Source organism: Anaerosporobacter faecicola, assembly GCF_012070565.1.
Taxonomy (GTDB): domain Bacteria; phylum Bacillota; class Clostridia; order Lachnospirales; family Lachnospiraceae; genus Anaerosporobacter; species Anaerosporobacter faecicola.
In genome coordinates this window covers 110,774-123,164 of the sequence record NZ_JAAQRO010000040.1, presented here as the reverse complement: position 1 = coordinate 123,164, position 12,391 = coordinate 110,774, and the positions used below count along the sequence as shown (strand labels likewise).

The 12,391-nt window shown below is 35.9% G+C and carries 8 protein-coding genes and 1 other RNA gene; 2 read left to right on the top strand and 7 right to left on the bottom strand.

Features of this window, described 5'->3' with window-relative positions; all coding sequences use genetic code 11:
* Positions 1–14: 14 nt before the first annotated feature.
* Positions 15–446, top strand: a complete 432-nt coding sequence (locus HBB17_RS16950) for a hypothetical protein (protein ID WP_167958676.1) — start codon at positions 15–17, stop codon at positions 444–446.
* A gap of 138 nt (positions 447–584) precedes the next feature.
* Here HBB17_RS16950 and HBB17_RS16945 read toward each other — a convergent pair whose 3' ends face one another.
* From HBB17_RS16945 to HBB17_RS16925, 5 genes are all read right to left on the bottom strand, one after another.
* Complete coding sequence (locus tag HBB17_RS16945; protein WP_167958675.1) at positions 585–860, bottom strand: hypothetical protein; 276 nt, start codon at positions 858–860, stop codon at positions 585–587.
* Positions 861–951: 91 nt separating this feature from the next.
* Entirely contained in the window at positions 952–2,907 is a 1,956-nt protein-coding gene (locus tag HBB17_RS16940; protein ID WP_167958674.1) for an NAD(+) synthase, read from the bottom strand.
* A 214-nt stretch (positions 2,908–3,121) separates the two neighbouring features.
* Positions 3,122–3,301, bottom strand: a non-coding RNA gene (gene ssrS / locus HBB17_RS16935) — 6S RNA.
* A gap of 145 nt (positions 3,302–3,446) precedes the next feature.
* A complete protein-coding gene (locus HBB17_RS16930; protein WP_167958673.1) occupies positions 3,447–4,985 on the bottom strand; it encodes a sensor histidine kinase in 1,539 nt (512 codons plus the stop codon).
* Positions 4,985–5,680 (bottom strand): response regulator transcription factor, encoded by a 696-nt coding sequence (locus HBB17_RS16925; RefSeq protein WP_167958672.1) that lies wholly within the window; start codon positions 5,678–5,680, stop codon positions 4,985–4,987. Before HBB17_RS16925 ends, HBB17_RS16930 begins: the two co-directional genes overlap by 1 nt.
* Before the next feature lie 332 nt (positions 5,681–6,012).
* Here HBB17_RS16925 and HBB17_RS16920 point away from each other — a divergent pair, with 332 nt between their 5' ends.
* A complete protein-coding gene (locus HBB17_RS16920) occupies positions 6,013–6,666 on the top strand; it encodes an Ig-like domain-containing protein (protein ID WP_167958671.1) in 654 nt (217 codons plus the stop codon).
* A 168-nt stretch (positions 6,667–6,834) separates the two neighbouring features.
* Here the strand turns inward: HBB17_RS16920 and cysK are convergent, their stop codons facing one another.
* A complete protein-coding gene (gene cysK / locus HBB17_RS16915) occupies positions 6,835–7,767 on the bottom strand; it encodes a cysteine synthase A (RefSeq protein WP_167958670.1) in 933 nt (310 codons plus the stop codon).
* Positions 7,768–8,117: 350 nt separating this feature from the next.
* Positions 8,118–12,116 carry an Ig-like domain-containing protein gene (locus tag HBB17_RS16910; RefSeq protein WP_167958669.1) on the bottom strand — a complete coding sequence of 1,333 codons (3,999 nt, stop codon included), beginning with the start codon at positions 12,114–12,116 and terminating at the stop codon, positions 8,118–8,120.
* Positions 12,117–12,391: the final 275 nt, after the last annotated feature.

Below are 12,391 nucleotides of genomic sequence, written 5' to 3'. Positions count from 1 at the left end.
ATGGAGGATAAAAGATGTCAAAAACTAAGATTGTTATCATTCAACTGAAAGAAATAATTTACACAGCAATATTTGCTGGCTTAGGTATTCTTCTTATATTACTACTGATCTTTATGTTTCTACCCGATAAGAAGAAAGGCTCTGATGTGGAGGAATCAGCAAAATATACAGCAGGAGTATGGACATCTGAATTAACGATAGGAGAGACTTCCCTCAATATTGAAGTTGTAGTCGACGAAAGCCATATTAATTCAGTTAGTATAACCAATCTCAGCGAAACAGTAACGACCATGTTCCCATTATTGCAACCTTCCTTAGATGACATTGCTTCCCAACTCTATGAAACTGGTGACGTGGATTCCGTTCAATTATCAGAGAACAGTAAATATACCCAGACCCTCCTGTTAGATGCCATTAAAACCACTCTGAAAAAAGCAGAGAAATGATCATGGAATGATACTTCCAACAATACATAACAAAGGCATAAAATAAAAAATCTAGAACAAACGCTGCCATGAACGGATCATTAACCGCCCTGACAACCTTTGTTCTAGATTTTTATTTTTTATTATTTTTTGATCTGTTTACAAACGAAAGCGTTTCCAGTACCCATCTAAATCCTGATCACGGAATGCTCGGTAATACTCCAGTGCAATCTTTTCCATAACTTCTTCGCCTTTGATCTTAATATAGATCTCTTCCTCTGATTTTATGATGATGTTCTTATTCCCTCTTTGCTTTCCTATATAAGCACGTGCTTTCTTTTCCCAATCTAAGATCGTGCTTTCGTCCAACACGTCATATTCTATCATTTGAAATTTTACTTCTTCAATAAAATCATCAATATCGTAACTTTCCATCTGCTCAATCTCTCCTCTATCTTACGTTATTCTAATCATCGCTATTCCTTAAAGAACCTCATGTCCACTATGAATAGCGACCATTTTTGCACTAAATCGTTAATCCATATTCCTGCTTGATTTCATCTAATTCTTTCATCCAAACCGCACTACTTGCATCACTTGGCATACGCAGATCGCCTCTTGGAGAGACTGCTACACTTCCTACCTTTGGACCATCTGGCAAACAATTTCGTTTAAATTGCTGCGTAAAGAATCTCCAATAGAACGTACGGAGCCATTTGTAGATCACCACATCTTCATAATCTCCTGCAAATGCATTCTTTGCTAGGCGGAACACTTTACCTGGTGTGAATCCAAAACGCATAACATAATATAAGAAGAAGTCATGTAACTCATACGGTCCCACTAAATCTTCTGTCTTCTGTGAAATCTTTCCGTCTTCCGGAGGCAATAACTCTGGGCTTACTGGTGTATCCAATACATCTAAAAGAATGTCACGTAATTCTTGATCCTTTAATGTATCTGCATAATATGCCACCAAATACCGTACCAAAGTCTTTGGTACGGAACAATTTACTCCATACATAGACATATGATCTCCATTGTAAGTTGCCCAACCTAGAGCCAGCTCTGACATATCGCCTGTTCCCACTACGATTCCATTGCTTTGATTGGCCACATTCATAAGAATCTGAGTACGTTCTCTTGCCTGTGCATTCTCATAAGTAACATCATGATTATTCACATCATGTCCAATATCTTTTAAATGAAGCAACACTGCTTCTCTAATTGGTATTTCCCGTAAAGTTGCTCCTAACTTTCTTGTCAAAGTAACCGCATTGTTATAGGTGCGATCCGTTGTACCAAAACAAGGCATAGTAACTGCAATTATATTGCTACGGTCTAACCCAAGCAAATCATATGCTTTCACCATAACAAGTAAAGCTAATGTTGAATCCAAACCACCAGATATTCCAACTACGGCATTCTTACAACCAATATGCATCAGTCGTTTCTTTAATCCAAATGCCTGTATATTTAAGATTTCCTCACAACGTTTATCCCGCTTATCCTTTGCACTTGGAACAAATGGAGTCTTAGCAAAGGTACGTGTTAATGTTGTCTCCAACTGATCTTTTAATGCATGATCAGTAAATGTAAAATCAACAAATGTATAATTTTCATCATTATTAGTACAGAATGTTGACATTCTTCTTCTTTCACTCACCAATTTTTGAATATCTATTTCAGAAATGGTCAGATCATTCGTGAATCGTGGTGCTTCTTTTAAGATCGTCCCATTCTCTGCAATCAAATTATGACCTGAGAATACAACATCCGATGTAGATTCCCCTTCACCAGCACTTGCATAGATATAAGCTCCCATTATAGATGCCGATTGTGCACAAACCAAATCTTTTCGATAAATATCTTTTCCAGTTGTCTCATTACTTGCGGAAGGATTGACGATTACTGTCGCCCCTGCCAAAGCATGTCTAGAAGATGGTGGAATTGGTACCCATAAATCTTCGCAGATTTCAACAGAGATTATAAAATCCTGAAGCTCATTACAACGGAACAATAGATTTGCACCGAATGGAATCTCTTTCTCATCTATAATATCGATGTATTCTACCTTTTCATTTCCAATACCAAAATATCTTGCTTCATAAAATTCCGAATAATTTGGTATGTTGACTTTCGGCACGATTCCAAGTAACTGGCCTTCAAAAATAACTGCAGCTGTATTATAAAGATTTCCTAATTTCATAATTGGCAATCCTACTACAACTACCATATTTCGGTTTTTTGTTTCTCGTATAATCTTAACAAGAGATTCTTTTGCTTCTGATAATAAGGTATTCTGTAAAAATAGATCTCCACAGGTATATCCTGTAATACATAACTCTGGAAAAACCAATACTCTTACTTTCTCTTCAGCTGCCTTATGAATCAACTCAACAATCTGTTGGGTATTATATGTGGGATCAGCAACCTTAACCATAGGAGTCGCTGCTGCAACTTTTACAAATCCGTGTTTCATCTTCCGCCTCCATCTATTCATCTAAATTAAAACTCTGCAATCTGTACTTAATCATTATTCCATTCCTTATCCATAATATACTATTTACTCGTAAATTACCAGTAGGAATCCCTTGATTTGTTATTGTGGAACTACGTTTTCTTTCATGCGTACGCCTCTGAATTCAATAAAAGAACTAAGAAAAAGGCAGCTTACGCTGCCTTAATCATTTGTGTAATACCCCAAAATGCCGTTTCTTGTATTTTGACTCCTAGCTATAGCTAGGTGGGTTACCTCACTTATGTTTCTGCCTTCCACTACAGTTGGTGGCTTGACATTAACATAAAAATATTGGTGTCCCGGATTCGTAAATGTAGGTTCAAAATAACAAGATTGTCGCACATTCCAGGAAGTATTACAATATTTTGTTTTCAGTTTTTAACTGCCTTTATTATAACTCTTTTCATATTGCATTGCAAGGAGTAAGACAATTTTATTTTATCTTTTTATTAATTCTATTATTTAAGAGTTTATTTAGTATTATTCTACTACTTGTCCAATTATTGTATGTTGTCTGACATCGATGTAGCAATTTCTTGTTCCACTATATCTTCTAAATCTTCATAATCCGTGAGTTTTTGGAAAGAGAATTGAAACTCTGTTCCTTTACCAATCTCGCTTTCCACATTAATCACACCATTATGTTTAATGGCTATCTGTCTTGCAATTGCTAATCCCAATCCAGAACCATTGGCATTCTGTCTTAGCTTTGATTTATAGAATTTATCAAAGATGTACGGTAATTCCTCTTTTGTGATTCCAACACCTTCATCTTTAATTGATATTCTTATTATGTCCATACACATAATTTTTATGTATATGGTTGAATTTTCATTGGAAAATTTAACCGCATTATCAAAGATAATCATAAACATCTGGCGCAGTCGATCATAATCTCCTAACATCATAACCGAGCCTTCTGTCTTTTGAATGTCCAGTTTTATATTCTTCTTTACACAGATTGCAGAAGCGTTACGCAATATGTCATCAAAAATCTGGATTACATTGATCGGCTCCTTCTCTACAGCAAAATCTGGATTCTGCATCTTAGAGAGTAATAACAAATCACCGACCAGCCGTTCCATGCCTTTACACTCTTTTAACATACGTTCATAGTTGGCATTAATCTTTTCTGGATCTGTAACAATCCCATCAATCAACATCTCGGTATAAGCACGAATAACTGTGATTGGGGTACGTAATTCATGCGAAACATTTGCAAAAAAATCCATACGCATCTGCTCCATGTTCTTCCGTTCTTCCTCACTTTGTGCCAATCGATCTGAAAGTATATCAAATGTTCTTGCCAAATCTCCTAACTCATCCTTTTGATCACTCTCAATCTTTAAGGAATAATCTCCTTCTGCCAATCCAAGCGCTGTTACTCTCATCTTAGAAATTGGTTGTGTTAATCTTTTCGCAAAAATGACTGCAACAATAAAACATACGAATAAAGCAGTAATTGCACTCATCAAGATCATTCGTAAACTTGTTTTGATCAATTGTCCCTGCCCTTTGATCGGTGCATGTAAGATAACCGCACCAGCTACGACTTTATTCTCATCATACACTGGTATCCCAATGGACATAACCGTCTCATTATAGATATCACTAAAATATACTTTATCCGTTTCTTTCCCTTTCAACGCATTCTCCAATACGATCCGTATGCTACGATTCAGTTCGATATTCGTAAGATCCGTATCAGAAAGGTCTTTCATTGGGCTATCGTCTTCTCCATTATCAATGATCCAGATATCCATCTCAGATGTCTCAATCTTTTTTAATGTCGTTAAAAATGCAGGATATTCATCATAATTTTCATAAATAATGTAGTTATTCAGAATCTCTGCAATACTTCTTCCTTTGTTAAGCAACCGCTCTCTATATGTATTCTTCTGATTTGATTTACTTAACTGAAGAAACATGATTCCAAGCGTTGCTGCAAAGATACAGATGATAATGGCAAAATAAAAATATACACGGGAAGATATCCGATTATAAAACTTTACATTATTGTTATGATCTACAATACTCATTAAGCTTCCTCGATTTCAAACTTATATCCTACACCCCATATGGTCTTAATCGTCCAATCTGGATGTTCAACTTTATCCAACTTGGCACGTAGTCGCTTAATATGAGAATCCACGGTACGACTATCACCAAAATAATCAAATCCCCATAAACTATCCAACAGATTGTCTCTCGTAAATACTTTATTCGGATTTCCCGCAAGGGTCCACATGGTTTCAATTTCTTTTTTCGTTAGCGACATCTTCTTACCATCTATGTAGAGTGTATATTCATCAAGATTAATATCCAAATTACTAATTGATATGGTATTCTCCGACTTCTGAGGTTGCGTTGCATTTGACATACGTCGAAGAACTGCACGAACTCTTGCCATAACCTCACTTGGACTAAAAGGTTTTACAATATAGTCATCTGCGCCAATATCAAGTCCCATAATCTTCTCAAAATCTTCTCCTCTTGCTGTGATCAAGATTACGGGTGTATTCGATTTGCTTCGAATCTTTCTACAAACCTCATACCCATCTTCCTTTGGCATCATGACATCTAATAAAACCGCTACTGGTTCATACTTTTGAAATAATTCTAACGCTTCTACACCATCTGAGGCTACAACTGGTTCATACCCCTCTTTTTGTGCATAGGTTGACAAAATATCTGTTATATCATTATTATCATCCGCAATTAAGATATGCTGCATTTACACCCGTCCTTTCTATTAGCTAACGGTATTTAGTCGTTTTATGATACATGTTTCAAAAATGCATAGCATTGTATAGTATCAATATGGTTATTATATCTTATTCTATGTCATTTGTACAAGTATCAAGTACAGGTTATTTCTTAACAATTTCTTACGAAATTACCAAATCCTTTATTTCCATGGAGAGACTACTAATTTTTGAATTTCTTACAAAGTTGACATCATTCTGACAAAAACTCAATATATAATTAACTTGAGATGTGAATATATTAATAATAGGTTAATGTTAATACGATATTGCATGTTATGAATGCAGATAGGAGTCAAGTATGAACGTTAAAAATATTAAAAAAAGAATTTTTGCAGTTGGTTTTGCAAGTTTCGTCATATGTACGGTACCTATTCCGAATTCTGCTTTTACAACAGTAGCAAAGGCAAGCCAACACACAACAACCCCAGAAAAAGATAGTTGTAATGCAAAATTGAATGTCAAAAAAAAGTTGATCGTAACAAATTCCAGCTATACGCTGAAGGTGTATAACTTAGAAGACAATCAAACTGTTACTTTCAAGTCTGATGATACAGAAATAGCAACCGTTGATAAAGAAGGCGTAATTACTACGAATGATAAGAACGGGACATGTATAATTACAGCTACAGTAAAAGAAAAATCAAAAACAGTAAAGTCATTAGAATGTGAGATTACAGTTGGACCTCCAGCTGCTAGTATTGTTTTGGTTAAGTCAGAACTTTCTTTAGTAGTTGGGAAACGTTACCCATTCTTAGAAAATCTTTTGATTATCAAACCGAATACTACCGTTGAAGTTCCCAAATTCTCTAGTTCCAACGAAGATGTCGCTGTTATTAGTTCAACGGGAAAGATCTCTACAAAAGAAGCAGGTTCTTGCGTAATAAAAGCTTCCTTAGAGAATGGTTCCAGTGTTAGTTGTCTATTGACTGTAATTGAAGATTCAGATAAGTAATCACTATTAACATAACCAAAAACGAGATGTCGTACCAATGGTGCGGCATCTCGTTTTTGGTTATTATTCTGGGTCTTTACGCTTCTTGCTCCTGTTTAGCAAGTCAAAAGGTCATATTCACTTATTGACAAACACAAAGTGAATATGACCTTTTGGACCCTTGCTTTACTACTCTTCAAATAGAGCAGTTGATAAATAACGTTCTCCTGTATCTGGAAGTAATACAACGATATTCTTTCCTTTGTTTTCTGGACGTTTTGCAATTTCTGTTGCAGCATGGATTGCTGCTCCTGCAGAAATTCCCACTAACAATCCTTCCTGTTTTGCCACAGCTCTTGATGCTGTGAATGCATCTTCATTCTCAACTTTGAAGATTTCATCTACAATGTCAAGATTCATAACTTCTGGAATAAATCCTGCACCGATTCCTTGAATCTTGTGTGGTCCTGGTTTTTCTCCACTTAACACTGCTGATGCAGCTGGTTCTACGGCAACGATCTTTACATTCGGATTCTTTTGTTTTAAAACTTCTCCATTTCCAGTTATGGTACCGCCGGTACCAACACCTGCAACGAAGATATCCACATTACCATCGGTATCTCTCCAAATTTCTTCTGCCGTTGTTTTTCTATGTGCTTCTGGATTAGCTTTGTTCTCAAATTGTTGAGGAATAATAGCATTTCCGTATTCTGCTACTAATTCATTGGCTTTTGCAATGGCGCCCTTCATACCTTCTGCTCCAGGAGTTAATACAACCTCGGCTCCTAATGCAGCAACAATTCTTCTTCTTTCAATACTCATTGTATCTGGCATTGTTAAAATTAGACGTAATCCTTTGGACGCTGCTACGAATGCTAAACCAATTCCTGTATTACCACTTGTTGGTTCAATAATTACCGTATCCTGATTAATCTTACCTTGCTTAATTCCTTCTTCGATCATTGCATAAGCAACACGGTCTTTTACACTACCAAGTGGATTAAAGTACTCCAGTTTTACGATTAAATTTGCTTCTAGCTTGTTATTTTCCTCATAATTGGATAATTCCAATAAAGGTGTGTTACCGATCAAATCTGTTAATTTCTTTGCTATCTTTGCCATAATGATTTCCCCTTTTCTTCTTTCTTATTTTATTATTGGAGTCTAAAAATTTTAAACTGCTTTCTATTGTACTAGTTTAATGTATGTTGTTTTCGTATGATTATTATTTGCTGATTCTATATCGAAAATACTTCGTGTTTTTGAACTGTTATGATGTATTTTCATTTTATACATTTCCTAGTAACTTAATATGTTTTATATATTATTTATACTCTATTTTTCCTACAATGTCAATAGGTTTTAAAGAAAAATTTACAAATCCCTAATTTCGAATTCTTTGCACGTGAAACAAGAAAAAATTAAGAGAGATGAACCCCAATTGTTGGGATCATCTCTCTTATATTTTACTCCTACTTTTTCACCGTAATTTCTTTGATCGGTCCAGCTCCGCCTGCTTTATTGGACCCCCATACTTTAATCTTTGTACCTGCTTTTTGTTTTGGTATCTTGATCACATAGTTACCATCATCATCGACTTCTCCTGTATATTGTTTACTTCCAATCTTTGCATAGACAACCGTCTTCGTATTCTTCGCTGTTACATCTTCATTTTCTCCTAATATATCTGGAGCAATCAGATGAACCGTTCCCGTAATCGTTTCGTCTGATGCATGAACAGCGTCAACCTTTGGTGCATTTGGCGCAGTCTCTACGATGGATAATTTTACTGATTTACTTGCTCCTACGGAATTCTTTGCATATACACTGATTGTTTTTGATGCATTTGTTCTTGGAATAGAGAAACTATATACATATCCATCAATAGAACTATCATACGTTCCTGAGGTCTTCGTATATTTGTCATCTCCAACCTTCATGACAACCGTACATTTTTCATCGGTTACCATCTTAATAGTCTTCGTATGTGTCGTAATGGATTTGTTCATCGTATAAGGTACCATTGGTACATCAGCAATTACTTTGATGGATTCTACCTGATAGATTCCTCCATTTGTAAAACGCGTAAAAGCATAGATCTTCGTTCCCGCAGCAATCTTCTTATTCAGATCCAATACGAATTCTCCAGCCTCATTGGTGATTCCTTCATAAACCGTCTTATTAATCGATACATAGACATCTTCCTGTGGTTCCTGATAGATTGAGATTGATGTCATCTTATTAGTTATGGTATCTAAGAAGAACGTATCGCCACCTGTTGCCAAGTAATCATTCACACTGCCTACTGTTGCCGTTTTTGAATAGCTCTTTCTTGTTTTTCCATTTATAACATCTGTTGCATATACTTTAACGGATTGTTTTGCTGTTAATTTTCCGACGGATACGGCGTAATAGCCTTTTTCATCCGTTGTTCCTGAATATGTCTTACTTCCTACGGTTACATATACTTTGAATTGTGTGGAAGCTTCTGCAGATGTAACACGTCCATAGATCGTTCTCTCAATATCCATAATTTCATATACTGAAGGTGTATTCGGTCCAGCTGATACAACCTTAAGATTCTGTGCCCGACTGGCTCTACCCAAATGGTCAATGGAATAGATCTTAACTGCAACACCAGGTTTCAGTATTGGTATGTTTAATTTTATATTCAAGTCACGATCGATGGTTTGTGTAACTTCTTTGATTGTATATTCTTTATTATAGATTTCACTTGCTATATAGCTTGCTTTTCCACCATTCTTTGCTACATAGACTGTTTCATCCACAATGGCAATCAATGTTGCATCACTATCATTTATATTACCTGTAATACCTTTTGTGTTATTCTTAATTGCATCTAATAAACTTGCATTCGGTCCAGTACGTTTTACCTTTACTTTTGTTCGGGCACTGGTACGTCCACTGGCATCTTCTACGTATACCTGTACAATTGTTCCAGATGGTTGACTTGGTAGTGCATAAGAAAATGTTCCGTCTGCTGCTACCACATGTTTATATAACCCCGTACTTGCAACGAAATGTATGATTGCTCCTGGTTCTGCTGTTCCTGTGATCTTCGTTTTTCTGTTTGTATAGGTATTTACCTTTGGTGCTTCTAATTCCTTATCTGTAATATTGTTCACATTAATTTTGCGAACAGCTGCATTACCACGGCCATCTTTTACGTAAACTGTGTAAATCCCATTTCCTGGTACCGTGAATCGACCATTAACAACACTTGTTGCACTATCCCAAATTGTACTATTAACAGAATAGTCTCCATAGGCAAAACGCAATTCACTCACACCTTGACCAGAATACGCATTTACTAAAACCGTTACCGCTTTATTCGTTGTCGCAGTGTTGGTTGAGGTTAATATGATTGTTGGAGTTGACGTTATATTCGAGAGTATTGATCCATCCCCTTGAATATAGGACATTCCTTCCACTGAAGATGCAACTTTCAAAAACCAATTGCTCTTCTTTGCAAAGTTCTCTGATGCTTGTGGACTCTTAATCAAGAACGTATAGCCACCCGGTACAACAATATTCCAGTTATTATCTGCAGTATACTGTACCTTTCCTAACTTTCCACACTCTGCTAAGTAATTACTAACTATAATCTGTGAACGATTATATCCTTTATATATAGCTTGATTATCAAGGTTTGTCGTTGCTTCCGTCGTCTTCGTTATGATTTCTGTAGCAAGTATGAATTCCATTGTATCGGTAATATTTTGTCCATTATACGATAATTTTGTGATTCGATTGGTGTTATTAATCTTATTCCCATTGTAATCATATCGTGGTTTATTCGCCGGGCTGATACTATATTCAATTCCATCAAACACACGGAAATTTCCCCAACTATTCTGCCATTCGTCAGAGATCAATAGCTTACTGGTGCCTGATTGGATCAATCCTGCCATAACAGCATCACTGGACACATTTTCTTGATATGTTGTCTCATAAGCGCTAGCAATCCATTCTAGCCATTCTCGTAACTGTTTTCCTGTAATCTTATACAATGCAGTGTATCCATTATATGCTTGAATCTGCGCTAATTCTGATTCTGTTATGCTTCCAGAGATATTGGCATAATCATTAATAGAATTCACACCGTATTTGTAATACTGGGAAGCTGCAATTACAGGGTAATTCTGATAATCTGTTTTCACTGTTTTCACATATTTCTGTGCGTAACTGATCTTTGCATCATTTACCAACTGAATAGACGCATTATCTTGCACCAAACCCAAATAGCTTGTTAGAGATGTATTACTGTCAAGTACGGCTACTTCCTTTTTTGTGTAGTCCAGTAATTTGTTTTCCCAATCACCATAATACTTATTGAGTGAATTATCTGTTGCCGTGTTATTCTTATCTACCTGACGAACTTCTCCTTTGCTGCTGGCAACTGTCACTTTACCAGAACTAGAGATATGCAATTTCATATCTGCGATACCAATACTTTTTCCTCGGTCATTAGCCATTACCAATACTTTGCCATTCACTAAACTCGTTTCCTTGTCAACTCCTGGTAAAGCGTAATACGTTGTTGTCTTATCTGTACTTGGAAACAATTTGTGTTCATGACCACAAAGCACTGCATCTACATCAGCAATCTGTGTTATTGCATAGGAAACATTCTTGTAATTAAGATCAGGCTCTTCACTACCAAAACCAGAATGCGCTAATACAACAACCACATCTGCCCCCTTTTTCTTCAAAGTTGCAGCTTGTTTTTTTACATTCTCCACAATATCCTCAGTCTTGAGAATTCCTAGATAACTTTCTGTCTTCGTCGATAATACTGGTATCGTCTCTCCAATCACACCAACCTTAACTGTTGCTGTCTGACCAGAGTCTGTTGTTACCTTTCTTGTAAGGATCATATTCTCATTCCATACTGATTTTCCTGTAATGGAATCATATACATTAGACACAACTGTAATATCTTCTAATCCTGCATTCTTGATCTGGCTTGTAATATAATCATATCCATAATCAAAATCATGATTACCTAATGTTATGGCATCATAACCAACTTTTTTCATTGCCTGATAGATTGGTTGTACAGCCTTCTGATCTGCTGAAAAGATATACTCTGTTGAGTAATCGTATAGAACATCACCAATGTCAAAGGTTAAATAATTATTGCTATTTACTTCTTTTCTTGCTTCCTTGATTAACGTATATGCTTTTGTCAAACCGCCAATCGTAAAAGAATTACCCACTTCATAATCCATATTATTCAGCTGTCCATGAAGATCGGTCGTAAATATAAAACGTAAATCTGCTGTATCCGCACTTGAAGCGTCAACTTGATTACTACCACCTTTTCCCATAAACAAATACGCAATCAAACACAAAATTAATAATTTACATGTAATCTTACTTATGTAATGGACATTTTTTTTGTGCTTTGCCTTCTGTCGTATATTACTTTTTACATTACTCGCACTCATGTTATTCCTCTTTCCCTACATATATTTCATGATTTAATTAACCGTAACTATTCAGAATGAACATACAGTCTACTCTAGACAGTTACAATAAACTCATAACCAATACTGCATCATATAATAAATGGATACTTTGGCAAAGATAAGGCAATTTGGAATAATTAATAAAAGTTTTAGAAATAACCTTTCCACCACCCTCTTGGGTGGTTATAATGTAACTAATCGGAAGGAAAACGAGCGGGAACAAATGCAGTTCTAACACTTAGCAAAAGAAAGGA

Excerpts from the sequence above, each read along its gene's own strand:
- HBB17_RS16910 (WP_167958669.1), bottom strand. The coding sequence starts at position 12,116 with ATGAGTGCGAGTAATGTAAAAAGTAATATACGACAGAAGGCAAAGCAC.
- HBB17_RS16920 (WP_167958671.1), top strand. The coding sequence starts at position 6,013 with ATGAACGTTAAAAATATTAAAAAAAGAATTTTTGCAGTTGGTTTTGCA.
- HBB17_RS16950 (WP_167958676.1), top strand. The coding sequence starts at position 15 with ATGTCAAAAACTAAGATTGTTATCATTCAACTGAAAGAAATAATTTAC.
- cysK (WP_167958670.1), bottom strand. The coding sequence starts at position 7,767 with ATGGCAAAGATAGCAAAGAAATTAACAGATTTGATCGGTAACACACCT.
- HBB17_RS16945 (WP_167958675.1), bottom strand. The coding sequence starts at position 860 with ATGGAAAGTTACGATATTGATGATTTTATTGAAGAAGTAAAATTTCAA.
- HBB17_RS16925 (WP_167958672.1), bottom strand. The coding sequence starts at position 5,680 with ATGCAGCATATCTTAATTGCGGATGATAATAATGATATAACAGATATT.
- HBB17_RS16940 (WP_167958674.1), bottom strand. The coding sequence starts at position 2,907 with ATGAAACACGGATTTGTAAAAGTTGCAGCAGCGACTCCTATGGTTAAG.
- HBB17_RS16930 (WP_167958673.1), bottom strand. The coding sequence starts at position 4,985 with ATGAGTATTGTAGATCATAACAATAATGTAAAGTTTTATAATCGGATA.